24 protein-coding genes and 1 tRNA gene are annotated in these 23,453 nt (G+C 54.0%); 12 read left to right on the top strand and 13 right to left on the bottom strand.

Annotated elements, in window-relative coordinates; all coding sequences use genetic code 11:
- Window positions 1–48: 48 nt before the first annotated feature.
- The 5 genes from AC2FHW_RS03505 to AC2FHW_RS03485 form a co-directional block, all read right to left on the bottom strand.
- Window positions 49–1,734 carry a Na/Pi cotransporter family protein gene (locus AC2FHW_RS03505; RefSeq protein ID WP_142632940.1) on the bottom strand — a complete coding sequence of 562 codons (1,686 nt, stop codon included), beginning with the start codon at window positions 1,732–1,734 and terminating at the stop codon, window positions 49–51.
- A 146-nt stretch (window positions 1,735–1,880) separates the two neighbouring features.
- Entirely contained in the window at window positions 1,881–2,915 is a 1,035-nt protein-coding gene (locus AC2FHW_RS03500) for a TRAP transporter substrate-binding protein (RefSeq protein WP_271947927.1), read from the bottom strand.
- 52 nt (window positions 2,916–2,967) lie between these two features.
- Window positions 2,968–4,287: a TRAP transporter large permease gene (locus tag AC2FHW_RS03495; protein ID WP_271947929.1), complete on the bottom strand. Its 1,320-nt coding sequence runs from the start codon at window positions 4,285–4,287 to the stop codon at window positions 2,968–2,970.
- Entirely contained in the window at window positions 4,284–4,856 is a 573-nt protein-coding gene (locus tag AC2FHW_RS03490) for a TRAP transporter small permease subunit (RefSeq protein ID WP_185956598.1), read from the bottom strand. The genes AC2FHW_RS03495 and AC2FHW_RS03490 overlap by 4 nt, the downstream gene beginning before the upstream one ends.
- Before the next feature lie 8 nt (window positions 4,857–4,864).
- Complete coding sequence (locus AC2FHW_RS03485; protein WP_496677920.1) at window positions 4,865–5,620, bottom strand: N-formylglutamate amidohydrolase; 756 nt, start codon at window positions 5,618–5,620, stop codon at window positions 4,865–4,867.
- Window positions 5,621–5,776: 156 nt separating this feature from the next.
- Here AC2FHW_RS03485 and AC2FHW_RS03480 point away from each other — a divergent pair, with 156 nt between their 5' ends.
- Window positions 5,777–6,646, top strand: coding sequence for a MurR/RpiR family transcriptional regulator (locus AC2FHW_RS03480; RefSeq protein ID WP_142632930.1), 870 nt, complete (start codon window positions 5,777–5,779; stop codon window positions 6,644–6,646).
- Window positions 6,647–7,484: 838 nt separating this feature from the next.
- On the opposite strand, the gene AC2FHW_RS03475 is transcribed toward AC2FHW_RS03480, so the two are convergent.
- Entirely contained in the window at window positions 7,485–8,159 is a 675-nt protein-coding gene (locus AC2FHW_RS03475) for a TIGR04283 family arsenosugar biosynthesis glycosyltransferase (protein WP_496688573.1), read from the bottom strand.
- A 73-nt stretch (window positions 8,160–8,232) separates the two neighbouring features.
- On the opposite strand from AC2FHW_RS03475, the gene ygfZ reads away from it, so the two are divergent.
- A complete protein-coding gene (ygfZ, locus tag AC2FHW_RS03470; RefSeq protein ID WP_496821427.1) occupies window positions 8,233–8,970 on the top strand; it encodes a CAF17-like 4Fe-4S cluster assembly/insertion protein YgfZ in 738 nt (245 codons plus the stop codon).
- A 106-nt stretch (window positions 8,971–9,076) separates the two neighbouring features.
- The gene (locus tag AC2FHW_RS03465; RefSeq protein WP_271947939.1) at window positions 9,077–10,015 is read left to right on the top strand and encodes an ABC transporter transmembrane domain-containing protein; all 939 of its coding nucleotides are present in this window, start codon (window positions 9,077–9,079) and stop codon (window positions 10,013–10,015) included.
- Between the two features lie 63 nt (window positions 10,016–10,078).
- On the opposite strand, the gene efp is transcribed toward AC2FHW_RS03465, so the two are convergent.
- Window positions 10,079–10,642 (bottom strand): elongation factor P, encoded by a 564-nt coding sequence (efp, locus tag AC2FHW_RS03460; RefSeq protein WP_142632922.1) that lies wholly within the window; start codon window positions 10,640–10,642, stop codon window positions 10,079–10,081.
- A 218-nt stretch (window positions 10,643–10,860) separates the two neighbouring features.
- On the opposite strand from efp, the gene AC2FHW_RS03455 reads away from it, so the two are divergent.
- Both AC2FHW_RS03455 and AC2FHW_RS03450 read left to right on the top strand, forming a co-directional pair.
- Window positions 10,861–11,181, top strand: coding sequence for a DUF6280 family protein (locus AC2FHW_RS03455; RefSeq protein ID WP_108785849.1), 321 nt, complete (start codon window positions 10,861–10,863; stop codon window positions 11,179–11,181).
- Window positions 11,182–11,385: 204 nt separating this feature from the next.
- Window positions 11,386–12,843, top strand: a complete 1,458-nt coding sequence (locus AC2FHW_RS03450) for a cobyric acid synthase (RefSeq protein ID WP_281994393.1) — start codon at window positions 11,386–11,388, stop codon at window positions 12,841–12,843.
- A 3-nt stretch (window positions 12,844–12,846) separates the two neighbouring features.
- On the opposite strand, the gene AC2FHW_RS03445 is transcribed toward AC2FHW_RS03450, so the two are convergent.
- The 3 genes from AC2FHW_RS03445 to AC2FHW_RS03435 all read right to left on the bottom strand — a co-directional run bounded on the left by AC2FHW_RS03445 (window position 12,847) and on the right by AC2FHW_RS03435 (window position 15,806).
- Window positions 12,847–13,563 (bottom strand): hypothetical protein, encoded by a 717-nt coding sequence (locus AC2FHW_RS03445; RefSeq protein WP_496821424.1) that lies wholly within the window; start codon window positions 13,561–13,563, stop codon window positions 12,847–12,849.
- A gap of 75 nt (window positions 13,564–13,638) precedes the next feature.
- Window positions 13,639–15,057, bottom strand: a complete 1,419-nt coding sequence (locus AC2FHW_RS03440; RefSeq protein ID WP_496821422.1) for a TolC family outer membrane protein — start codon at window positions 15,055–15,057, stop codon at window positions 13,639–13,641.
- 95 nt (window positions 15,058–15,152) lie between these two features.
- Window positions 15,153–15,806, bottom strand: a complete 654-nt coding sequence (locus AC2FHW_RS03435; RefSeq protein ID WP_496821534.1) for a protein-L-isoaspartate O-methyltransferase family protein — start codon at window positions 15,804–15,806, stop codon at window positions 15,153–15,155.
- A gap of 228 nt (window positions 15,807–16,034) precedes the next feature.
- Between AC2FHW_RS03435 and AC2FHW_RS03430 the strand changes: the two genes are divergently transcribed.
- Together AC2FHW_RS03430 and AC2FHW_RS03425 are read left to right on the top strand one after the other, a co-directional pair.
- Window positions 16,035–16,108, top strand: a tRNA-Cys gene (locus AC2FHW_RS03430).
- Between the two features lie 171 nt (window positions 16,109–16,279).
- Window positions 16,280–17,695 carry a tyrosine-type recombinase/integrase gene (locus AC2FHW_RS03425; protein ID WP_496754645.1) on the top strand — a complete coding sequence of 472 codons (1,416 nt, stop codon included), beginning with the start codon at window positions 16,280–16,282 and terminating at the stop codon, window positions 17,693–17,695.
- On the opposite strand, the gene AC2FHW_RS03420 is transcribed toward AC2FHW_RS03425, so the two are convergent.
- From AC2FHW_RS03420 to AC2FHW_RS03410, 3 genes are all read right to left on the bottom strand, one after another.
- On the bottom strand, window positions 17,692–18,324 hold the full coding sequence (locus AC2FHW_RS03420) for a GIY-YIG nuclease family protein (RefSeq protein WP_496754646.1): 633 nt from the start codon (window positions 18,322–18,324) through the stop codon (window positions 17,692–17,694). The genes AC2FHW_RS03425 and AC2FHW_RS03420 overlap by 4 nt on opposite strands.
- Window positions 18,325–18,403: 79 nt before the next feature.
- The gene (locus AC2FHW_RS03415; protein ID WP_496754648.1) at window positions 18,404–18,832 is read right to left on the bottom strand and encodes a hypothetical protein; all 429 of its coding nucleotides are present in this window, start codon (window positions 18,830–18,832) and stop codon (window positions 18,404–18,406) included.
- 75 nt (window positions 18,833–18,907) lie between these two features.
- Entirely contained in the window at window positions 18,908–19,558 is a 651-nt protein-coding gene (locus tag AC2FHW_RS03410; RefSeq protein ID WP_496754651.1) for a hypothetical protein, read from the bottom strand.
- Window positions 19,559–19,689: 131 nt separating this feature from the next.
- Here AC2FHW_RS03410 and AC2FHW_RS03405 point away from each other — a divergent pair, with 131 nt between their 5' ends.
- The 5 genes from AC2FHW_RS03405 to AC2FHW_RS03385 all read left to right on the top strand — a co-directional run bounded on the left by AC2FHW_RS03405 (window position 19,690) and on the right by AC2FHW_RS03385 (window position 23,402).
- Entirely contained in the window at window positions 19,690–20,595 is a 906-nt protein-coding gene (locus AC2FHW_RS03405; RefSeq protein WP_496754653.1) for a hypothetical protein, read from the top strand.
- A gap of 12 nt (window positions 20,596–20,607) precedes the next feature.
- Window positions 20,608–21,285: an AAA family ATPase gene (locus AC2FHW_RS03400; protein WP_496821419.1), complete on the top strand. Its 678-nt coding sequence runs from the start codon at window positions 20,608–20,610 to the stop codon at window positions 21,283–21,285.
- Between the two features lie 142 nt (window positions 21,286–21,427).
- Window positions 21,428–21,724 (top strand): hypothetical protein, encoded by a 297-nt coding sequence (locus AC2FHW_RS03395; RefSeq protein ID WP_496754656.1) that lies wholly within the window; start codon window positions 21,428–21,430, stop codon window positions 21,722–21,724.
- Between the two features lie 630 nt (window positions 21,725–22,354).
- On the top strand, window positions 22,355–22,693 hold the full coding sequence (locus AC2FHW_RS03390; RefSeq protein WP_496754658.1) for a DUF6626 family protein: 339 nt from the start codon (window positions 22,355–22,357) through the stop codon (window positions 22,691–22,693).
- Between the two features lie 136 nt (window positions 22,694–22,829).
- Window positions 22,830–23,402, top strand: coding sequence for a tyrosine-type recombinase/integrase (locus tag AC2FHW_RS03385; RefSeq protein WP_496754660.1), 573 nt, complete (start codon window positions 22,830–22,832; stop codon window positions 23,400–23,402).
- The last annotated feature ends 51 nt before the right edge of the window (window positions 23,403–23,453 follow it).

Genomic DNA, 23,453 nt, shown 5'->3' with positions numbered 1-23,453 from the left:
CCTTCATCACAATCGGGCCCACCGCGCCCCTGTTCCCATCGACGGCCGTTAGTCTTCGGCCGCTTCTTTCTCCATTTCCATAACCAGCCGCGTTTCCAGAACCTGTCCGCTTTTGTAGAGGATCGGATAGGCGATGGCCGCAATATGGCCGTGCAGATCGCGCATAGCGCGCAGTGCCTCCAGATGCAGATCGCTGGACTGGAAACTTTCCGTTTGACCACGCTCCAGCCGCTTTAGATGCGCCTTGCGGCTGTCGCGGGACATCCTTTTGATCTCGGCCTTGTCCAGAACAAGGCGGCGGGCACAGTCGACGTCATCTACTAACAAAACGTGTCGCGCCAGCGAAAAACTTTCCTGAATGGTGGCGTGTAAATCCTTGAGTTCTTTCCACCCCTGGGCGGAAAACTCGGCCCTTTCCATGTGTTTAATCTTTGCTGAACGCGTCATTCTGTTCGACACGACATCTCCAGCGGCCTCGAGCCGAATAGCGTATTCCACCAGACCACGGGCGGCTTTGATCTGAGACTTGCTCATATTCTGCCGCGGCAACCGCGCGACAAAGCGTCGGATTTCCGTCAACTGGGCGTTTACCATTTCATCCTGCTGCGACAGGGCAGCAATGGTATCAATGTCGTCACGCTCATAGATATCCAGCACCGGGCGGAACATGCGTTCGACCTGCGTGACCATCTGCAACAATTCGTGGCGCACCGAGGACATCGCAACATCAGGGCCTGTGGCACTGGGGTCGCCTAGCGGATTAAGAGCACCCGAGAACTGATCTGCCACACCAGATTCAGGGTCGGTCTCGGGCATGAGCAAAGCCATCGGCGCTTCCATCCGGGTGACGAATCCGGTTGCCAGCAGAAACACCACGAGGTTGAAACCGATATGGGCAAAGATCAACGATTGCCCAGGTCCGCTGATCATCAATGCGGCATGGGTACCGGTGACGTTGACAGCAAACAGCATCACAAGCGCCGCGCTGCCGCGCAGCAACAGGTTGGCTATCGGTATCCGGCGGGCCGAGACGATCTGGTCCCGCGTCAGCCAGATCGGAATAAAGGCCGAGCCCAAATTGGCCCCCAATACCAACGACAAACCCGCCGCGAATGGGATTGCCCCGATCTGTACCAGCGTCACGCACATCAGGATTGTCGCAACCGAGCTGTGCATGACAAAGGCAAGCACAGCCCCAACGATGAAGGCACTGAAATAGTCGCTTTCAAGATAGCCCGCGATGGCCGGCAAAAAGGCGCTTTCGCGGATCGGATCAACAGCATCGCGCAAAAATTGCAGTGATACCAAAATGAAGGCCACACCCAGAACAATCCGCCCCATCAGGCGAACATTTGCCCGATCGGATTTGAGGTAGAGCCACCCGCCCAGCGCCAGCAACACTGGCTGCAACCATCCCAAATCATAAGACAGTATCTGAATGACCAGAGCCGATCCCAGATCGGCCCCCAAAACCCCCGCCAGGGCGATGCCAAAACTGACCATTCCGGCCGCCGCAAACCCTGTCAGCAAAACCGCCACGGCGGCTGAACTTTGCAGGATCGTAGCCAGAACCATACCCGCGCCACCGGCGACAAAACTGTTTGAATGTCGGGTCAAAAGCGATTGAAATAGCGCGCCAAATCGCCGCTCAATCCCCGTACGAACCAAGCGAACGGCGAAAAGCAGCAACATGGTTGCGGCAAAAATCTCGATCAGAAAACCAGCGATGGCCATGTGTTCATACCCCGTCCGACCGGTGAGCAGCACTGTGCATCCGGTTTCGCATCTCTGTTATTGGGATTGATATGAACATAAGAGGTGTCGCCAGGTGATGTCCAAACCCGACGCGAGAGGAGTTACCCGCGTCGGGAAGTTGCTTATTATCCGTAACGATAAGGCCGACCGGCCTTGAGCATGTCGGCGTTGTATTGCTTGAATATCTCAACAACCCTCGCCTTGATCTCAGATTCTGCTGCAATCTCATCCCAGAATGCGATTGCCGCGCCTTCGACCTGTGCCCATTCCTCATCCGGGATCGTGGTCAGCTGCATTTTGTCTCCATTGACCCGCAAGCTGGCCTCGCCGCCCCAGTACCACCACTGGCGGTAATAATGCGACTGGTCACAGCATACACGGAACAGGGTTTGCAAATCTTCCGGCAACTCGTTCCAGCGATCCATGTTGGCAAAGAAAGACCCGGCCCAGGCGCCTGAGATGTTGTTGGTCAGGAAGTAGTTGGTCACATCCGCCCAGCCGACAGTGTAATCCTCGGTGATGCCCGACCATGCGATGCCGTCCAACTCGCCGGTCTGTACGGCGACCTCGATATCTTCCCATGGCAGTGTAACTGGTACCACACCGAACTGGCTGAGGAAGCGACCCGCTGTAGGGAAGGTGAAGACACGCTTGCCTTGCAGGTCCGCCAGGCTGTTGATTGGGTCCTTGGTGGCGAAATGGCACGGGTCCCATGCGCCAGCCGAGATGTGCTTGACCCCGACTTTCGAGTATTCTTCGTCCCAGATTTCGTTCAGACCGTACTGATTGAACAGAACCGGTACATCCAGGGAATAGCGCGAGGCAAACGGGAAATAGCCGCCGAACACTGTGACATCGGTGGGCGACGCCATCGAGTCATCATCGGACTGTACCGCATCAATGGTGCCTTTCTGCATGGCACGGAACAGTTCGCCTGTAGGAACAAGCTGGTCAGCATAGTACAGCTCGATCTGCATCCGGTCACCGGCGATCTTGTTGAACATCTCGATTGCCGGGTCGATCACATGCGCAGCCAGCGCAGGACCGGCATAGGTCTGCATGCGCCACGTGATCGTGCTTTGAGCCAGCGCCGGTGCGGCCAGAGGTGCGGCTGCGACCCCTACCCCGGCGGTTTTCAGAAACTTACGTCTTGTCGTCATGTCAATTTCCTCTCTGTTGAAGTGCTTCGTGCCTCTTCGAAAGGCATTCTTGTTAATTTCCATAGACATAGCCGGGCAGCCAAAGAGCCAGTTCCGGGAAGATCATGATAATCGTAAGCGCCAGAACCATCACGGCGACGAACGGAAAGATCGAGCCATAGATATCCCTCAGCGTGATTTCTGGTGGGGCCATCGCGCGCATCAGAAATAGGTTATAGCCGAAAGGCGGTGTCATATAGGCGATCTGTGTGGTGATCGTGTACAGAACCCCGTACCAAATCAAGTCAAAGCCCAGCGCACCAACCAGCGGTACATAAAGCGGGGCGACAATGACCAGCATCGCGGTGTCGTCCAGAAACGTGCCCATGACAATAAAGCTGAGCTGCATCAAGATCAGGATCATCCAGGGTGACAGGCCCAACTGGTCGGTGAACAAGTTGTCGATTGCCTTCACCGCACCAAGCCCGTCGAAAACCGCGCCAAAGCCCAGTGCAGCCAGGATGATCCACATGAACATACAGGATATCGCCAGCGTATGCTTGGTGCAGGATTCGAAAATCGCCCAGGTCATCCGGCGTTTGGCGATTGATACTACTAGCGCCGCCAGCGCCCCGATGGCCGAGCTTTCAACCAGTGACGTCCATCCGTTCACGAATGGGACCATCATCGACGCAAAGATTATCAGCGGCAGCGCTCCAGCGGCGAGCAAACGGATCTTCTCGGCCCGCGGGACCTCATGCGCGTCTTTCATCGCTGGGCCGAGCTCGGGCTGAATGCGGCAGCGGATCCAGATGTAAAGGATGAACATACCAGCCATCATCAGGCCGGGCACGATCCCCGCCAGCCATAACTGTCCCACAGGTTGACGGGCGATCATCGCATACAGCACCAGAACCACCGAAGGCGGTACAAGGATACCCAGACTGGACCCGGCCTGAATGACACCGGTCACCATGGTTTTGTCGTACCCGCGTCTCAACAGTTCAGGCAAAGCAATCGTGGCTCCAATGGCCATCCCGGCCACGCTGAGGCCATTCATGGCAGAAACCAAGACCATCAAACCAATCGTCCCGATGGCAAGCCCGCCATTCACCGGCCCCATCCAGACATGGAACATGCGATACAGGTCATCCGCCAGCCTGCTTTCGCTGAGCACATAGCCCATGAAAATGAACATTGGCAGGGTCAGCAGCGGATACCACTTCATCAGCTTCATCGCGGCTGAAAACGTGATGTCCTGCCCTCCGGTTCCCCACAATGAAAGCGCCGCGATCGTCGCAACCGCACCGATCGCACCAAAAACGCGCTGACCGGTGAACAGCATCAGCATCATCAACGCGAACATGAAGATGGCGATATATTCCTGGCTCATGCCCGCTGTACCCCGATTTCCTGCCCGTTGATCCGCGCAATGTCTTTGAAAAATTCCGAGACTGCCTGCAGCAACATCAGGAAGAAGCCGAAAACCATGATGGATTTGACAGGCCAGATATACGGTCGCCACGCAGTCGACGAACGTTCAAGCCGACCGATCTCTTCACTGCCGGTCAGCAGTCCGGTGAAGTAGGAAACGGGTTCGTCGCCCCAATAACCAAGGCTATACGCCGTCGATCCCAACCCGCCATAGAAAAGCACACCCAGATAGAGGATCAGCAAAAGCACGGTAAATGCATCGAACCACGCTTTTCGTTGGGGGCTCCAGTTGTGATAAAACAGGTCCATGCGCACATTCGAACCCAGCTGGATCGAATATGGCCCACCCATGATGTAATAGGTCACCATCGCAAACTGTGCCATTTCAAGTGTCCAGAGCGACGGTAGGAAGAAGGTCTTTGATATCGAAGACCACAGCAGGATGCCCATCATGACAAACAGGCCCCACATCATGACCCGCCCGATCCGATAGTTGATCGCATCCACGATACGGACATATGCGCTCATCGCTTTGATCACGCTGACGCCCCTTCCTGAAAACCGGACAGAACACGCGCAATCCAGGGCACCAGGCAATCGGCCATCTCTGCCTGCTGCTTAGGCGTGCGGATCAAGTCATTGCGGATCTCGATCATCACGTTCAGCAAGCGGTGGGGCAGTGCCTGGGTATCCAGTGTATGAGCTACTCCATCCGCCGCAGAATAAGGCTCATTCAGCCTGATGATAAAAGGGCTGCCGATAGCTTCGTCAGCCATCATCGCTGTGGCAAACTGGTTGTCCACACCGTGCAGAATACCCAGTTCGACCTGCCGTTTCTGCCCCAGGTAGATCGGCGTGAAACTGTGGATTGTCACCATCAGCCTAAGTGAAGCGCTGTGCTGATCGATCAAATCCGACAGAGCGGCGCAAAACGGCTGATACACGTTTTCGATTCTGGCCAGTCGCTGCTCGGGCGACATGTTGATGTTCGCCGGGATTTCGTAATCCTCGCTGCGGATCGGCATTGCACCCGCCGCCTCGGGCGGGCGATTGCAGTCATAGACCAGCCGAGACACCCCGCCATGGACCAAAGGTGCTGACATGCGTTTGGCCATAGCCTGCGCCACGGCCAGGGCGCCTGGATCCCAGGCAATATGACTTTCGCGTGCTTCAGCGCTTAACCCCATATCACCCAGAAGAGCCGGGATACGATTAGACGCATGTTCGCACACCAGTACGACCACAGGCGCATTGCCCGCCAAATCCGTATGAACAACTTTGCCGAAGTCCAATCTACCGTCCTGCGATTCCAAAACGAGACATTGTGGAAAAATTTCCACAGACCACATCATCCTGTCAATATTTTTTCTGTATAAATTTTTCCAAGCTTGATCTTGCTGAAAAATTATTCACATTATGGTCTGGTCGCATAATAGGAGGACACGCCAGTGCGGGTGACAGACAGGCTTCTGGCCCATCGGGACAAGATGACCCCGTCTGAACGGCAACTGGTCAGCGTTCTGCTGGATGATTACCCGATGGCCGGGCTGGGTAGTATCACCGAATTGGCCAGTACCGCCTCAGTCTCGACCACTACGGTTGCACGGATGCTGCAAAAGACCGGTTTTGACGGATATCCTCAATTTCAGGCCGCGCTGCGTGGTGAGGTCAAAGAAATGATCTCGGGGCCAGTAGCCAAACGTGATGTCTGGCAGAATGACCTGCCCGAAGAACATATCCTCAACCGCTATTCCCAGCGTTCTCTGGCCAACCAGAAGCGCACAATCGACGAGATCGACCCCGACGAATTCGATAGCTTCTGCAGCCTGCTGAGCGATCAGAACCGGCGTATTTTCATCACCGGTGGCCGCATTACCGGAACACTGGCGCAATACCTGTATCTGCACCTGCAAATGATCCGACCGGATGTCCGCCTGTTGCCGGTCGCCGCATCCTGGACCCATGATCTGTTGGACGTGCGTCAAGGGGATGTGCTGATCGCGCTGGATGTCCGGCGCTATGAGAATGCGAGCCTGTTGATTGGTCAGCTCTGCCACGAGCGCGGGGCCGAAATCGTGCTGTTGACCGATCAGTGGCGCTCGCCAATCCACCGGCTGGCCAAACACACATTCGCGGCGCGCATCTCGGTGCCTTCTGCCTGGGATTCGATGGCTGCGATACTGACCCTGATGGAATGCGCCATAGCTGAAGTTCAGGAACGGCTTTGGGATTCGGTCAAAGATCGCACGGTCGAACTGGAACAGGCCTTTGATCGCACCAAGCTGTTTAGGAAATTCGGTCAAAGTTCGGGCTCTTAGCTTCGGATTGTTCCAAAACTACAACTGCCCGTGAGGAGTGTTGCCACTTGACCGGCGGTTGGTCACTTTGTTTCCATGACATTTATTACCGAAAACCAGCTGCCGCTGCTGATTCTGTTTTTTCTGATCGGCACAGTTGGCACAGCGTTCCTGTTTCGCAAGCCAGCCGGGCATCGCGCATGGAAACTGGCTGATCTGGTCTGGGTGGTTCTGGGCGGGGTCGGCGCATTGGTTGCGGTGATGGCCGGGCTTTATACAGCGGACAGTTCCCGTCTGGACCGGCAGATTGACGTTGCCTATGCCGCAACGCTTGCCTTTGACCGCGACGCCGCGCGGTTTCGATTGCGGTTCTGCGACCCGGCCTATGACAAGGATATCGGAGCGCTGTGCGAAAAAGTTGAGTTCCTTTCAGCCTCAACCGCAAGCAACGCTGACCTGCCCTTGTTTATTGCCGTAACAAACGAAGTCGCCCCTCTGAGGGGGCTACAATTCCTGTTTGGACGGCAGGCCCAGGAAGAGCGCGATGACATGCGCGCGATGACATCGAAAGTGCACTCATTCGACGTCGACCAGTTTCTGGTGTTCACAACGCTGGATGACCCGACACAGGAAGCTATCGACAATCTGCGCAGGAAAGTTCCCGCAATCGCAGGCGACTATTTGATCTTGGCCCAAAGTTACGATGACCTTGTCACTCAGGTCGGCAAGCTTAAGGATGAATGGGAGTATTTGCGAGAAAACGGGCATATTCTGGTGCTTCAGATCATTGCACTGTGCCTTGTCAGTTTCGCCGCCCCGTTCCGGCTGGGCAAATCCATTGTCGAACTCAGAACGACGCTTACTGCCGGTACGCCCGCGCCAACCGCTCGGGATCAGCGCCCAGAAGATAGCGGGTCAGAGTCCACAGATTCCGACCACCACGACGCAACCACCCCGCCCGTTCATACCGGTCCGCGCTCGTAAAGGCGCGGGCGGACAACAGCGTGATGCGGCGCAACTCTTTGGCAAGCGCCACGTCTTCCATCAAGGGCTGTTCCGGGAAACCGCCTGCATCTTGATATTCAGAACGCCGGACTAGCAAGCCCTGGTCACCATAGGGCAACCCAAAGATCCGGCTACGAAGATTGGCCCATCCGGCAACCCAGGATGGCGCAAAGCCCGCGGCCACAAAGGCCAGTCTGAACGCCGCAGGTCGCCCGGAGGGCAGATGATCCCGCACAACATTGCTCCACCCGTCCTGCAAAACCGTATCCGCATGAAGTACCAACAGCCAATCGGCTTTGGCGGCTGCACAGCCACGGCGCAGCTGCCCCCCGCGCGAGGCTTCTCCGGTCACGATCCTGGCCCCAGCATTCTCTGCGATTTCATGGGTTTTGTCGGCGGAGCCAGCGTCCGACACAATTAGCTCGTGGATCAACCCTGCGCGCAGCCCCTCCATCAGCGCCCCAAGTGTCGCAGGCAAGGTTTCGGCCGCGTTCAGGGTTGGAATTACAATACTGATCGGTGCCGGCACGTCGGATATCCTCTGGTCTTATGAGCGACTTCTCATATATCACGAGCACCATGGAAAAGACGAGGACTCTGCCATGCCCAATCGCCGCATTCTGCGCCTAACCGGTGCCGACGTTAACAGCTTCTTGCAGGGGCTGGTGACCAATGACATTGCCGGGCTTGATAATGGTCTGGTCTACGCGGCCCTACTGACCCCACAGGGCAAGTATCTGGCCGATTTCTTTTTGAAACGCCAGGGCGACGATATCTTGCTGGACGTCGCCGAGGTTATTGCCGACGGATTGGTCAAACGTCTGAGCATGTACAAGCTGCGCGCCGACCTAACGATCGAAGCCAGCGGCCTGAATCTGCAACGCGGCACTGGCCTGGCACCCGATGGGGCCCTGCCCGATCCGCGCCATTCAGATATGGGCTGGCGCGCATATACGGAAGATGCCGAAAGCGAGGACGGAACCGATTGGAACGCGATCCGCGTGCTCCATTGCATTCCCGAAACCGGAATCGAACTGACCGAGGACAGCTATATTCTGGAATCAGGGTTCGAGTTGCTGAACGGCGTTGATTTCAAAAAAGGGTGTTATGTCGGTCAGGAAGTGACCGCGCGCATGAAACACAAGACCGAGCTGCGTAAAGGGCTGCGCACGGTAAATGTCGCGGGCACCACGCCTGTCGGAACCGAAATAACTGCTGACGGGAAATCCGTGGGGCGCCTGTTTACCCAAGCGGATGGCCAGGGGATCGCATATCTCAGGCTCGACAGGGCCAAGGGTGATATGCAGGCGGGCGACGCGACCGTGCGCCTGAAGGAATGAAAATTCTCGAATACAGCCTGGTCATGGCCCCGCCAGCCCCGGAACCATTTGATCCGCCCAGCACAGGCTGCCAAACTAGGTTTGGTTCAGTGATCCGGGTGAGTTGATGTTTCGTCTGTATAAAGCAATTTGGCGTGCCAGTTCCGCCCGGCAGATCATCCTTATCATCCTGTCTATTGCGGTTGCCGCTCTGGCAGCCGTCCCGCTGGAGTTTCAGCGCGATATCATCAACCACCTGACCTCGGACGATGTATCTGTGGACCGAATGATCCTGCTTGGTGCGGGTATGATGGTGGTTATCTTGCTGAGCCTGGGGCTGAAATGGCTGCTCGGCTATCGGGCGGGAACATTGGGCGAGGATATGATCCGCCTGATCCGGCAAAGGCTGCTGGTCCGGTCCGCCGATCTGGATGAAACCGGCGAGACCATGCGCAAGGGGACCATGACTACCGCCATTTCTGCCGAAGCAGAAGAGCTGGGTAAATTCGCAGGCGGTGCCTTTTCCGACCCGGTGGTCCAAATCGGCACTCTGATCAGCGTGATTGGCTATATCTCGTCTACACAGCCGGGGTTGGGTTTGATCGCTTTTTCGATGGTCGCGCCGCAGATCATCATCGTTCTGGTTTCGCAACGCAAAGTGAACGTCTTTGTCGCCGAACGCGTTCGTATACTGCGCCGCGCCACCGACAGTTTGACAGCAGAAAAGATTGACGCGGCCGCGCACGAGATCGAAGCGGAATTCGACAAAATCTACGAAACTCGCAGAAAGATGTTCATCTGGAAGCTCTCGGCCAAATTCCTTCTAAGCGTGATCAACGGCGCCGGGACGGTTGGGGTTCTGATGCTGGGTGGCTGGCTTGTCCTTCAGGGCAGAACCGATGTCGGCACAGTTGTTGCAGCCACCAGTGGGCTCAGCCGCATTCAAGGCCCCACGGCTTTTCTGATCGCCTATTATCGCCAGGTCAGCGCAAACCGGATCAAATTCGAACTGATGCTCGAACTATTTGGCCCGAACCCAGAAAAATACCGACGCGTCAAAGACTAAAAATAGAAAGAACCGCGCAGCGCGGGCTGTCGCGGTTCTCGTTGTCTTGAAGCAGAAGTGCAGTTACGCGCGTTCCGAATAGTCCATGGTTTCAGTATTCACCACGATCATTTCATCTTGGCCCACAAATGGTGGCACCATGACTTTTACACCATTGTCCAGAACGGCCGGTTTGAACGAGTTCGCAGCGGTCTGACCTTTGACCACAGGCTCGGTCTCGACGATCTTGCACGTCACTTTCTGTGGCAGTTTGGCGTTCAGTGCCTCACTTTCGTAAAATTCTACGACGATAGTCATGCCGTCCTGCAGAAACGGGCGGCGATCACCCAACAGATCAGCGGACAGTTCGATCTGCTCATAGGTCTCGGAATCCATGAACACCAACATGCCGTCGGATTCGTATAGAAACTGCTGGTCTTTCTGTTCCAGGCGAACACGCTCGACCTTGTCAGCTGAGCGGAAACGCTCGTTCAGTTTGGAACCATTGCGCAGATTGCGCAGTTCGACCTGTGCAAAAGCCCCGCCTTTACCGGGCTTTACATGATCAACTTTGACAGCGGCCCATAGCCCATCGTTATGCTCAAGCACATTGCCGGGGCGAATTTCGTTCCCATTTATCTTGGGCATGACTTAAATCCTTCACAAACGGTTGATGCGTCAGTCGCGCACCCTATATCTGGCGTGGCCGCACCTGACAAGACAACGACACCTTGTGCTGCAGCCGCAGCAAGCTATGCGCGTGACGCAACGCAACTATGCACATTAGGTGTATCCGAATCGCACTTAATAGGTCATAAGAACCGTCACGCCGAAAATGCAAGAGCAAGAACAACAAGGAAGACGAGATGAGAGATTTCGTTGACGGCACCGCCTTTAACAATGAGCAAGGCAACCGTGCTCGTAAACTTTTCGCAGCTGTCGTTTTGGCTGCGCTGGATGATGCTATTGCCGACGACAAAAAGTATGGCAATGGCCCAGAACAGATCGCCCGCTGGGCACGCTCGCGCGATGGGCGCGAAGTGCTGTCTTGCGCGGGTATCGACCCAAATGAACGGGTTGTCAGCGGATTGATGGATTTCGTTGGTCGCGGTGTGCGTACTTCGGTCGCTCTTTCGCGCGAAGAAAGCGAGCGCCGCAACGCCGCCCAACAGGCCGAAGCCGCCTGATCACAGACACGAGTCTGTTTGAAAAAACGCGCCTCCTATTGATGGAGGCGTGTTTTTTTGTTGCATAGACCCCGAATATGAATTCCGGTGCGAAACTGCGCCCTCACCCGATGACTGAAAAATGATGACAATGCCACGTCATCCGGGGCTTTCCCTTCACCGTTAAATCAGGTCATCTGCGCGTTAGCTTACAGGAGACTCGGCATGGTTCGCGCCATCATGATTCAGGGCACAGGCAGCAATGTTGGAAAATCGGTTCTGGTGGCCGGATTGGCACGCGCCTATACGCGCCGAGGCCTGCGGGTTGCGCCGTTCAAACCGCAGAACATGTCGAATAACGCCGCAGTAACCGAAAATGGTGGCGAGATCGGGCGCGCGCAAGCCCTACAGGCGTTGGCGGCACGACGCGCCACACATACGGATATGAACCCGATCCTTTTGAAGCCTGAAACAGATACAGGCGCGCAGATCATCATTCAGGGCAAACGCGCCGGAACGATGCAGGCTGGCGATTACCGCAAGGATAAATCCAAGCTGATGACAGCCGCGCGCCAGAGTTTTGACCGGCTCTGCACCGACGCTGATCTGGTGTTGGTTGAAGGGGCCGGAAGCCCGGCCGAGACCAACCTGCGTCAGGGTGATATTGCCAATATGGGCTTCGCCTGCGCCGCGGGTGTGCCGGTCGTACTTGTCGGCGATATTCACCGAGGTGGGGTAATTGCTCAGATCGTCGGGACTCAGGCCGTGCTGGATGCTGGCGATCTGGCAATGATCCGAGGCTTTGCCATCAATCGCTTTAAGGGCGATGTATCCCTATTCGACGAAGGTCGCGATGACATCGCCGCTCGAACAGGCTGGGCCTGTATCGGTGTTGTGCCTTGGTTCGACGATGCCTGGAAGCTGCCAGCCGAAGATATGATGGATATCCGGTCCCACAGTGGCGGTTCCTGTAAGGTTGCAGTACCTCAGTTGGAACGGATGGCCAATTTTGATGATCTTGATCCGCTATCGGCAGAGCCTGGCATCACGGTCGAGATCGTGCCCGCTGGCCGCGCGCTGCCCGGCGATGCGGATTTGGTTCTACTTCCCGGAAGCAAATCAACCATTGGCGATTTGGCTTACTTTCGTGCGCAGGGCTGGGATATCGACCTTTATGCCCATGTGCGACGTGGCGGTCACGTGTTGGGATTATGCGGTGGCTACCAAATGCTAGGTAACACCATTGCTGATCCCGATGGTGTGGACGGGCGGCCAGGTACAGTCGATGGATTGGGGCTGTTGGATGTGGATACCGTTATGGTCGGCGAGAAAAAGGTGACCCTGCGGACTGCACGCGCCCTGCCGGGGCACCAACCGCTAACCGGATATGAGATCCATATGGGCCGCACCGAAGGCAACGATTGCACCCGCGCTTGGCTGGAGGTCGAGGGCCGCCCGGAGGGCGCAGCTGATCGGACTGGCCGGATACGCGGAAGCTACCTACACGGTATATTCTCATCCGATCAATTTCGGGCCGACTACCTACAGCTTTTGGGAGTCTCTTCCACCCTGCACTATGAGGACGGTGTCGAAGATACGCTTGATCGTCTGGCCGACCATCTGGAACGGCATATGGATCTGGATCGCTTGCTGGAACTGGCTGAAACGCCGATTAAAGGCTGACTTTCACTCGGCTTTTTGCTCGGCCAACGCACGGTAGATCTCGCGGCGAACCATTTTTCGAACGTTCCGCGTAATGCGTTCACCCAGTACGCCCTGCAGCTCTTCACGAACAACCTGTGCAATCAAAGAGCGCAAGCCATCTTCATCAAGCCGGGACATGGCAGCATCTGCTTCTGAACCTGTTGTATCAGCGGCAGCCGATACCTCTGGGTCCCGTACAAAAACTGCCTTTGCAACAGTCTCAGTCTCTGCATCCGGGGCTTCGTCTTGGGGTTGCCATTCCAACGGTTGATTTGGCGTTCCGGAATAGGCATCTACGCTGTCACCGTCGGGCTCCCACTGATCTTCGGTCCGGGCGATCGCGGCTTCCAGCGCCTCAATTTTGGCACTTAGACTTTTGGCTATGCCCTCTTCCGCAACTGGATCAGGTGAATGCTCTGTAGCCGACTCCGCTTCATCACCCGCAACAACATCGCAGGCGCGCAAAAGCATCGGTTTCACCGATTTTTCAGCGCTGTACTCAGCATCCAGCTTGAAAGGCTGCGTCTCGACACCTGTTTGCTCGCCAACCCTGAGCGCATCAGTCAGAACAAGCCGCCCTGGCTTTCGCTCTGACTTGGAACGCACCAGATCGGGAACTTTTCGACCTTCTTCGCTGACCAGCCGCTTGACCGATGACAGTACGTCTTCGATCCCGGAGTTCACGACATTGTCTGTCATTGTTTTCTACCGCTCTAACCTCAGGTCCAAGTGTAGCCAAACAATGCAGACCTCACAACAGGCAGTATTGGGTGTTTAGTCCCGACGCAGTGCTTTCAGGACCCGATCCAGATCTTTGCTCTGCTTGCTGACCTGCGCGGGGGCTTTCTTCACCAGATTATAGTAAAGGGTCGGATCGTAAATCTGAACCGCCAGGCCCAGACGCTCGGCCGTGAGCAAACCTTGGGCCTGCAGCAACTGATAAGCCGCCAGAGATCGCTCGGTTCTGGAAGCAATTTCGGCAAGCTGCGCGTCCAGCAAATCCTGCTGAGCAGCCAGCACGTCTAGAGTGGTCCGCGCACCCAAAGTTGCCTCTTCGCGGATACCATCAAACGCAACTTCCGAGGCGCGTACACGTTCCGAAGAGGCCCTCAGGCTTGCGCTTGCAGTTTGAAACCGAACATAGGCATCAGACACGCCCTGCGTAATGTTCTTTTGCACATTCAGCAGATTGGCACGTGACCCATCCCGCGAGGCCATTGCGCGGCGCACGCTTGCCGCGAGTCGACCACCCGCATAGATCGGCTGGCTGAAGTTCAGCGAGATACTCGCATCATTCACATAATCGTCGTCATCATAGCTCTCGGTGACGCCCGCATCAGCGTTCAGGCTGACATTCGGACCCAGGCCCGCGCGCTGCTGCTGCACGACCAGATCAAGGGCGCGCACCTGATGCTGGGCGGACAGAATGGATGGGTGATTGCGTTGGGCCAGGCTGACAGCCTCGGCCTCGGAGCGGGGCAAGTTTGGCAGGCTGGGCTGACCAGCAGTACGGCCCGGCAGTTTGCCAACTGCGTTCACATATTCCGCCTGAGCAGTGCTCAGATCGCCGCGCGCATTCGCCAGATCGGCCTGCGAGCTTGCAAGCTGAGCCTGAGACAATGCGACGTCTGTGCGGGTAACTTCCCCAACTTCGAAACGATCCTGCGAGGCGCGAAGCTCTTCTGCGGACAGTTCAACGTTGTTTTGACGAATCGATACAGTCTCTTCCTGCAGCAGAACACTCAGGTAAGCGGTCGCCGCGCGGAACAGGACCTGCTGTTCGATATCGATCAGCGCCTGCCGGGTCGACAGCACCGTTTCCTGCGCTGATTGCTTGCCCAGAATGGAGGCTCCGCCATCGTATAAAAGCTGGCTCAGCGTCAGGCCCGAGAAGAAGTTCGAAGGATCAACACTGTTCGTAACACCACTGTTTCTGCTGCGCGTATAGTCTTGGCTAACCGCGACGGTCCAGTTGATAATAGGGCGCAAAGCCGACAGCGCGATCGCCACATCCTCGTCCGCAGCCCGCAGCAGCGCCCGGTTCTGTTCCAGCAAACCGCTGGTATTATAAGCTCCGATGAACGCATCAGTCAGGTTATCGGCCCAAACCGCCTTACCGGGCAACGTGCCCAGAGCAATACCCGCAGTCACTGCCAGAGTCCTGACCAGCTTGCCTCCTGCTGCAAAACGCATGGCGAAATCCTCTCAAATCAAAATAACGCAGCCCTCAGGGCAGTTTGCGTCTTTGTGTTGAACTAATCAAGGCAGCAGATAAATCTGCCCGCCGACTATAGCGAAAATGCACTCTCGGCCGAGAAAGCCTTCAGAACAGGTGCACTGGCGTTGAATGCCTGGCGCCAGGTAACGCGATCGCCTGATTTGTGGCCTATACGGACGGTCCCAAGATCACCTTCCATGAACAGGCAGGCGATACGCCCATGATCCTTAAGCTGGTCAATCAATGCAGACGGAACCTCTTCTACGCCGCCTTGGATCATGACCACGTCATAAGGCCCATGCTCGGCAGCGCCCTCATCCAGCGGCCCCACGTGAACGACCACATTATCCGCGTCAGCCTCCATCAGCAGAGTTTGCGCTTCGGCAGCTAGCGCTTCATCCGCTTCCACCGCTACGACCAACTGCGCCATACGGGCTGCAACAGCCGTCGAATATCCCAGCGCCGGAGCAATATCCAGAACAACCTCATCATTGGTAATGTTCAGCACATCCAGCATCTTGGCCAGTGTTCTCGGTTCCAGAATGCAGCGTCCAGCCTCAAGTTCTATCAAACTCTCGACATAGGCGGCTTCGCGTTGCGCGTCTGGCACAAAATTCTCGCGCTTGACGGACAGCATGGCATCAATGATCGGGAACTTGGTAACGTCCGAAGGCCGGACCTGCGTATCGACCATGGTGCGGCGGCGGGCTGCGAAATCTGTCATTGGATCGCTCATTCATTTCCCAAGGTTGCTTGGCTTGTGCCACATCCCGGGCAAACCAGCAACGGCCCGCAAGTGGAAACTTTCGTCTGTCGTGAAGATTTTAGAGTGATCCGATTGGGTGAACCAATTTTCAGTTCCTCAAATTTAGACCGAACCCACTGGACGCCCCGGATTAAAGCTGCTAAAACGCCTGTCACACCACGGCAAGTATTTGATATTACTTGAAAAGGCGAGTTGGCGGAGTGGTGACGCAGCGGATTGCAAATCCGTGTACACCGGTTCGATTCCGGTACTCGCCTCCATATATTGTAGTTTTTTCAGAAAAAATCGCAAAAACCTACAAGATATAGTTTTCATTTAGTTTTTGCGCCCTGTACACAATTCGTACACAGTCCGCGTGCAGATTCGACTGCATTTTGAGACCTTTTGCCGTATACTGAGAAAAAACAGGCAACTAGGCGAAGCAGCACGCGATGAGCTACGGCGTTACCACTGTAAATGTGCACAAAAAACTAAAGCTGGATAAGCGCCAGGGCAGCGAAAATTGGTACGTGCGGTTGACGTTGGACAACGGCAAACGTGTTGTGAAAAGCACAAAGACAGACGACTTAGAGGAAGCAAAAGAGCGCGCAATAGAATTGTACCACGAGACCAAAGCGCGCATCAAAAATCACCTGCCTGCCCAAACCCGCAAATTCAAGCATGTGGCTGAATACGCGATGGCGCGAATGCAGCGCGAACTTGATGAGGGCGGCGGTAAGCAAGCTTACAAAGATTACTTTTCAGCACTGCGCATCTGGCTCATCCCGTACTTTGGCAACACGGATGTAGCGAAGATAGATTTGGCTGCGCTGACGGCATTTGACACTTGGCGCACTGAGACGAACAAAAAGCCATTCTCCCAAAGCGGCATCAACAATCACAATGCAGCATTGAACAGAGTATTGGACGAAGCAGAACTGCACGGCTGGATCGTAAAATCCATGCGCCCCACCCTGCTCAACAAAGGGGTCAAGAGCGAAAGCAGAGGCAGCTTCACGGACGCAGAGTACAAGAAGATTTATTCGGCGCTGCGCAGTTGGCACAAAAAGACAAAAGACAAGAAGGCGACAGCGACGCGCGAAGTGCTACGAAACTACGTGCTGTTTCTCGCCAACACTGGCGTGCGGCATGGCACAGAGGCGTTGCGGCTACGGTGGCGCAACATTGAATGGCAGGAGAATGACGGCGAGCGCTATTTGGTGGTGAACGTAGATGGGAAAACGCGAAAGAGAAGCGCAGTGGCGCGAGACACTGTGGAAGGCTACTTGGACAGACAAAGTACGCTGAACCCTGCTCTCAGCTACGACAGCTTCGCTCAGCTCATCTCAGCTAAAAACAACGAACTTGTTTTCACGACGCGCTTGGGCGCTGTTGCAAACATCGCGAGCTTAAACCGCGCATTTAATGCACTGCTGGACGACTTGGGATTGAAATTTGGTGCGGATGGCAAATCCCGCACTCTGTACAGTTTGCGGCACTACTATGCGACGCGGGATTTGAAGCGCGGCATCAGCACACATGCCCTGAGCAAGCAAATGGGCACTGGCACCACAATGATTGATAAGCACTACAGTAAGCTTAGCCCTATTTTGAATGCTGAAATGCACAGCGGGCGCGACATGCGAAAAAGCCCAAAGAAAGAGGCAACTTCAAACAGCGGCGGTGTGGTGGAAACGGCCTTCAATATGCTCGTAGCGGGCAAACTTGATGAAGCAGGGCTGTTGGCTGCTTTGGGCGTTGAACGACAGAACTACGTGGTGACAGAAGAAATCGCGATGAAGGCGCTGGCGGCAAAAAACGATGACTTGATAGAGGGCGAAACATTGCTGCGAATTTTGAACGGCTAGCTTTCATCTTCAGTGTCTTCTTCTGCCTCTCCAAGCAACCGCTCTAACCGTTCCGCCATAGTCTCGTTACCAATCATCCAATACTGCCACCCATTCACCGTACGCCAAGTGTATCCATCGCGTTGCAGTAGCGTCAAAGCTGACCTGCTCAAACTCGTCTCTTCACCCTCAAAGAGTATTTTTTTGTCGCTTATGACTTCCGCAGTCACCGCATCGTCATTGGCATAGTGCAGCATGTCGCCAACTTGGACATCTGCATCAGTAAACTTGTACGTTTTACGTGGTCGCCTCGTTGCCTTTTCAAGTGCCTTTACACCTTCTTCGTCCTCAGCAATATCGCCTCTTGGCGTTACATCTTTGCCGCGCGTCAGCTTGAGAGCGGCAATGACACGCTGAGGATCAATCTCGAAAAACTCTCGTGATGAACGAGTGCGATGGTCAGCAAATGCTTGGTGAACTAAGCGTTCAACTTCGCTTTCGTCGTCCACCTCAACAGCGTAAACGCAACGAAACGGCAACGGCACGCTTGTATTGTCTAGCTGCTTCAAACGCTGCTCAAGGTTTATTGTTTTACCTATTTTGACGTAGGCATCAAAAGCTGGATTAGTAAGAACGTAAACGATTGCCATTGCAGTACAAACCTTAATACATAAGCGAAAAAGAAAGCCGCAAACTGCGGCTCCTAGGTTTAGCGATACTCTAATTGCGTTAACGGATTTTGCTAGCCTTTCGTGTCACCGCGCCTACAATTGCATCGTCAAGCTCGCCCGCTTCAGTTGCCGCCTTCAACGTGCTCAATGCGCCAGCGACATCTTTCAACGCTTTCACAAAGACCGCGTTTCCATTGCCAATCGTCAGCGCCTTGTTCCCGTATTTGCACTGCACGTACCAACCGCCGTCTTGTTCAAAAAACCACGGACGCACTTTGCGTAGTTTGTCCACCAGCACTTTTTCACCCTGCTCGTTCTTGATCCATGTCTTGCGCGTCACCTCATAGGTTTCGCCGTTTACCACAGCAGCAGCCACGTTCACCTGCTCTTCGATTGCAGCGACAAGTTTGCGGCGGCGCAGTTGAACAGGATCTTGCTTGCTGGCACGAGTGACGGATTTGACAGTGAGTTTGGATAGTACAGACATATCATGGCTCCTATAGTTGCCTCATATGTCTGCTGCCTTCTGAGAAGAAAGCGATCTAAATCAGAAACTGCAAGGCTAGGGAAAAACACCTTGCCCAGCATTTTCAATCATTCGTTCAGCCTGCTTGATATAGCGTGAAACAGTGGCGGACACTGTGCGGCGGTAGTTTTCAACAGTGTTGATCTCGCCTTCCTTTTCGCGCTCTTGCACCTTGATCCTAGCACGCTTCGCCAATTCAAAATTGCTGATCTTTTCTCCCTGCGCTATCGCAGCTCGCTTTGCATCATAAAGGTCAAAGGTCTTTTTGAGTGCGTCTGGCACTACTGGCTTTTCCAAACTGTAGCGAGCCTTGCTCTTACGCACAGACTTCACAACACGTCCAGATTCAGGCTTTAGGTGTTTCTTCAGTATATTGTTGAGGCGCCATTCAATGTGCTTCCGCTGCGCATCAAGCGGGATGTTCACAAGTAGACGCTGAGGGTCAGCTATTGCTCCTTCCGCTACATCAACGTCCGTAACGATCGAAACGGATTTGCCTGGCAATACTGGCTCTGCAAACAAATACGCACCACGGTCCTCAAGCGTGTTAACACGCTCGTTCCACCAAACTTTAAATGCTGCGTGGCGATTACCTTGGTAGCGAACGTCGCCAAAATCCTTGTAAACTAGGTCAAAGCCTACGCCACTTTTCTCGCAAGCCGCAGTGTACCCTTCATTTAGCGTCAACGCGTGCCACCACCAATAATACGGCGATGATTCGACCTTGAACGCAGGGGGTGTCTCTGTCCTGCCAAAAGTTGGGTGCGGCGAGATAAAATATCTTCTCATTCGTTAACAACCATTGAAGTCACCAATCCATGCCTGAAGTTAACAACAGCTATCTAGGCTATAACTTAGTCATCGCTTGTGAGGAAGCGAATTTGCTAAAACAGAAAGGAATAGCAATGACTAAGACAACTGATATCAATGAAACCGTGCTTACTGCATTCCAGAATCGTGTTAACACTCTTACAGCTGATCGCGAAGAATGGCAGACAACTGTATTTGCGACCGCCAATGAGCGCCTTTATGAACTGCTTGGAGCCATTTACACGCTTTACTTGGAAGCTAAAGACGGAAATGACGTTAACGCAGACAAATACGATTGGCTGCTGAGCGAAGTACAAAACCGCAAAATTCCAACTGCCAAAACACCCACCTTCATTCAACTCGCAACTAAGCTTGTCTTCTTCGACGGCAACGCTGACAGCCGCCGCGTTAACACCTATGCGCGTGTATTGAGCTGCGCAGCACAAGAAGGAGTTGGCACAGGCAACGCAATTGCAAGCTACATTTCTGATCGTGGCGGCATCGAAGAAATTCGTGCTGCACTTGCTAAGAATACCAAGACGCCAAAACAGCGCGCCGTTGAAGGTCGCCGCATTGCTGATGCCGCCAACAACATCGTAGAGATTGCATGCGATGAAATTGCGCAATACGCGACTGACGCAACAGGGCAATATGTCGTGCTTGTTGGCAAGCTGAATGCACGCGGCAATGTTGAAGTAAAGCACGTCGTTTTCGAGGACGAAGTGAGTAAAGAACGCATTGCAGGCAAAACAGTTGTCTCTGGCGCGCTTTCAAATCTCTACAGCACCCAAGCAAAGGCAGCGAAGAAAACCGCTAAGCGCGAGGCTGAGGAAGCGACTGCTGACAAGCAAGGCAGCGGTTTTAACAAGCGCGTCCGTGATGAAAAGCACGATGTTGAAAAGCAAGCGGCGTAAGGGGCTTTAACAATGACAAACACCGCACCTCAATCTACTGCTGAAATGGTCTTCACAAACAAAACCGCAGAAAACCAAATAGATGCGCTTCTCAGTGGCAGGTACCCGTTCCCAGAGACTGGCAAAACTGCTTTGTGCTTTTACGGCACTTACGGCACAGGCAAGACAACATACGCACACATCTTTTGCCGCGAATTCGAACAAGCGCGAGGCGGCGAGGAACTCGCTGAACAGCCACGTTTTGTTTCTTGCCAAAAAACTGAGAATATCAGCACGATCTTGAAGTCATGCGAAGCAAAAGTAAGGACAGTTTCGTTTAACGCCAGCTCGTTTCACTACTTCATTTTTGACGAAGTGGACAACTTAACTGATGATGCACAGCGCGCACTGAAAGCGTTTTTAAACACGCCCAACATCGTTTGTGTTTTGACTACAAACTACTTGGACAAGCTGGACAAAGGAATGCTCAGCCGCTGCGTAAAAGTCAATTTCAATGCGGCTGACCCTAAAGCCATCCGCACCCGCGTTCAGCGCATCTTACGCAACGAAGGGCGGCAACTGAGCACAGACGAGATTGACGAGATCATCAGGACCAGCGACGGCAGTTGGCGTGAAATTGTGCCCATGGCATTGATGCACGCTGAACCTACAACGCACCCGCCAAGTTCAACCCTACACATCGTCAAATAACTAAAAAGCCTCAGCAATGCTGAGGCTTTTTTCTATTTCACCGCCTCGCATCAAGCGTGTTAACACGCTTCCCCGCTCAAACACCGCTTGCTCTCTCAGTACTCCTTAGCTCGCTAAAGCTAAATACGAGCAGGAGAACGAGATGAAATTTGATGACCTAAAATGTTCGCTTCGACGCTTACAAAAATTACATCGCGCCAACAGCACCGCAGAACGGCTGGCGATTGCAGGCGCGCTCTTGGACCTAACGAGTCAATACATCCAGCAACTGAGCACAGAATTGAACGAAAGCGGCACGACGACCCAACGGCGTAAAGCAAAAGAGCGAGAAACAGCAACAGACCCCAAGCCACCTGTTAAACCCGTGCGTGTTGCAGAGCCGTCAAAACCTAAAAAGCCAAAATACTCTGGAAATCACGCGCCATCTGCGCGCAGATGATAAATACCTTTAACAGGCTAAGGCACATGCCGCCTGTCCTACAAACTGACCTCAAGGTTAGCACGCCAGTCGTAATCGTGCTGTGAATCCGTTCTGCTGTGTGACGGTAAGCAATCGCATTGTCAGTTATGCGCTTCGACAGACGCCCCACAGGGGTGCCTTAAAGATGCAGGAATGAACCTGACAAAATTTTTGTCGTCGTAATGGTGGTAGCGCAATTGAAGCGTGAATTTTAGTGAGACGGAAAGACAAGCTGCATTGCAGTACCCGTCATCGCGCTGGACCAGCTTCGCTACACCAGCCCCAGCGCGTGCGTTGAAGCCCAGTAAAGAGATGATCGCAAAACCTGCTCTTCCCATGTGGTTTGGTGAGTGTAGCCAAAAACGCGACAGGAAAAGTTGCGTCAATGGATCACGCCAATGACAGGCTTGATCCATTGGCTCTAGGAAAAGCCTCATCAAAGAAACCATTTTCCAAGCACGACCTTGTAAGCACCGCTCTGCTCAAAAAATGCTGATGCGGCAAATGTGAAGCGGCAGCGAAACGATTTGCTGTAGCGGCTGCTGATGCGAAGCAGCAGCAAAGTACGGTGGCAAAGAGGTCATCGTATTAGACTTAAGGAGATTTCAAATGTCATTGATGGAAAAAATATTTGCGGAACTACATGAGCACTCGTTTGTGCAATCTGCGGAGCAGTTCAGCACAGATTGGTGTTGGCGCAGCAAAAGCTGGTTTGCTGTACAGAAGACAAAGCAAAGCGACTTCTCAATCCCTACGGCAATCAACTGCCTGAATAAAACAAAGGTCAAAATCGCCTTTGCCCACATGAGCCGTAAGAAACTTGGAAGCATAGCTGACAGCGACCTTCGTGTGCTCAACGGTGTAAAGGACGAACTAGAAGCCTATCTGCTTGAACGTCACAAGATCGCGGCAATCGCGGGCAACGAAGCATTCCCAGCAAAATGTTAGGTTTCCAATAATATCTAACTTTTTCACTGAACAGCTATTGATCTCAGTGGTTTAGCATCAGCGCCTTTTTCGATCGTTTAGCAAAATGTGTGGCTTTACAATGAATTACAGGGAAACCACACATTTAGGCTGAGACATGAAACAAGCAAAGCTACTGACGCAAGAGGAACAGAAACGCGTGTATGCAGTCATAGACGCCCATCGCTACAGCATCCGCAACCGCGCCATTTTCGCATTCAGCTTTTTTGCAGGGTTGCGCGCATGTGAAATTGCTGCGTTGAATGTTCGTGATGTTTTTGACGCCAAGGGGCAACCGCGCGATACTGTTTATCTGGCAGCGACACAAACCAAGGGCCATGAAGGAGGCACGGTTCTTGTCAGCAAACGGCTGAACAAAGCGCTTGTTGAGTATTCGACTGCCTACCCACGCCATACAAGCAAACCTGACGCACCGTTGTTTTTCAGCGCTAAGCGTGGCGGGTTCAGCCCTCAGACGATTGTAAACCTGTTTGCTAAGTTCTATGCAGCGGCAGGTATCAAGGGGGCCAGCTCTCACAGCGGACGCAGGCAATTTTTGACTGAACTAGCTGACAAAGGCGTGAATGTGCGGGTAATACAAGCGTTGGCAAGGCACAAAGACATCAGCACGACCCAACGCTACATTGACTACAATGAAAGCAAGTTACGCAACGCACTGAACCTTGTTTGACGGGTCTGAATATCGCAACTACTACAAGTCCCACAGGACCAATTCGAAAAT

Source organism: Ruegeria sp. YTSA108 (genome assembly GCF_059610185.1).
Note: the sequence above shows the minus strand (reverse complement) of the source record. Positions and strands in the feature narration are given on the sequence as shown.

What these genes read in the sequence shown, in the direction of transcription:
- AC2FHW_RS03440 (WP_496821422.1), bottom strand. Translation starts at nt 15,057, where the DNA reads ATGCGTTTTGCAGCAGGAGGCAAGCTGGTCAGGACTCTGGCAGTGACT.
- efp (WP_142632922.1), bottom strand. Translation starts at nt 10,642, where the DNA reads ATGCCCAAGATAAATGGGAACGAAATTCGCCCCGGCAATGTGCTTGAG.
- AC2FHW_RS03450 (WP_281994393.1), top strand. Translation starts at nt 11,386, where the DNA reads ATGGTTCGCGCCATCATGATTCAGGGCACAGGCAGCAATGTTGGAAAA.
- AC2FHW_RS03425 (WP_496754645.1), top strand. Translation starts at nt 16,280, where the DNA reads ATGAGCTACGGCGTTACCACTGTAAATGTGCACAAAAAACTAAAGCTG.
- AC2FHW_RS03490 (WP_185956598.1), bottom strand. Translation starts at nt 4,856, where the DNA reads ATGAGCGCATATGTCCGTATCGTGGATGCGATCAACTATCGGATCGGG.
- AC2FHW_RS03500 (WP_271947927.1), bottom strand. Translation starts at nt 2,915, where the DNA reads ATGACGACAAGACGTAAGTTTCTGAAAACCGCCGGGGTAGGGGTCGCA.
- AC2FHW_RS03385 (WP_496754660.1), top strand. Translation starts at nt 22,830, where the DNA reads ATGAAACAAGCAAAGCTACTGACGCAAGAGGAACAGAAACGCGTGTAT.
- AC2FHW_RS03395 (WP_496754656.1), top strand. Translation starts at nt 21,428, where the DNA reads ATGAAATTTGATGACCTAAAATGTTCGCTTCGACGCTTACAAAAATTA.
- AC2FHW_RS03505 (WP_142632940.1), bottom strand. Translation starts at nt 1,734, where the DNA reads ATGGCCATCGCTGGTTTTCTGATCGAGATTTTTGCCGCAACCATGTTG.
- AC2FHW_RS03390 (WP_496754658.1), top strand. Translation starts at nt 22,355, where the DNA reads ATGTCATTGATGGAAAAAATATTTGCGGAACTACATGAGCACTCGTTT.
- AC2FHW_RS03465 (WP_271947939.1), top strand. Translation starts at nt 9,077, where the DNA reads ATGTTTCGTCTGTATAAAGCAATTTGGCGTGCCAGTTCCGCCCGGCAG.
- AC2FHW_RS03455 (WP_108785849.1), top strand. Translation starts at nt 10,861, where the DNA reads ATGAGAGATTTCGTTGACGGCACCGCCTTTAACAATGAGCAAGGCAAC.
- AC2FHW_RS03400 (WP_496821419.1), top strand. Translation starts at nt 20,608, where the DNA reads ATGACAAACACCGCACCTCAATCTACTGCTGAAATGGTCTTCACAAAC.
- AC2FHW_RS03415 (WP_496754648.1), bottom strand. Translation starts at nt 18,832, where the DNA reads ATGTCTGTACTATCCAAACTCACTGTCAAATCCGTCACTCGTGCCAGC.
- AC2FHW_RS03445 (WP_496821424.1), bottom strand. Translation starts at nt 13,563, where the DNA reads ATGACAGACAATGTCGTGAACTCCGGGATCGAAGACGTACTGTCATCG.
- AC2FHW_RS03420 (WP_496754646.1), bottom strand. Translation starts at nt 18,324, where the DNA reads ATGGCAATCGTTTACGTTCTTACTAATCCAGCTTTTGATGCCTACGTC.
- AC2FHW_RS03435 (WP_496821534.1), bottom strand. Translation starts at nt 15,806, where the DNA reads ATGACAGATTTCGCAGCCCGCCGCCGCACCATGGTCGATACGCAGGTC.
- ygfZ (WP_496821427.1), top strand. Translation starts at nt 8,233, where the DNA reads ATGCCCAATCGCCGCATTCTGCGCCTAACCGGTGCCGACGTTAACAGC.
- AC2FHW_RS03405 (WP_496754653.1), top strand. Translation starts at nt 19,690, where the DNA reads ATGCCTGAAGTTAACAACAGCTATCTAGGCTATAACTTAGTCATCGCT.
- AC2FHW_RS03495 (WP_271947929.1), bottom strand. Translation starts at nt 4,287, where the DNA reads ATGAGCCAGGAATATATCGCCATCTTCATGTTCGCGTTGATGATGCTG.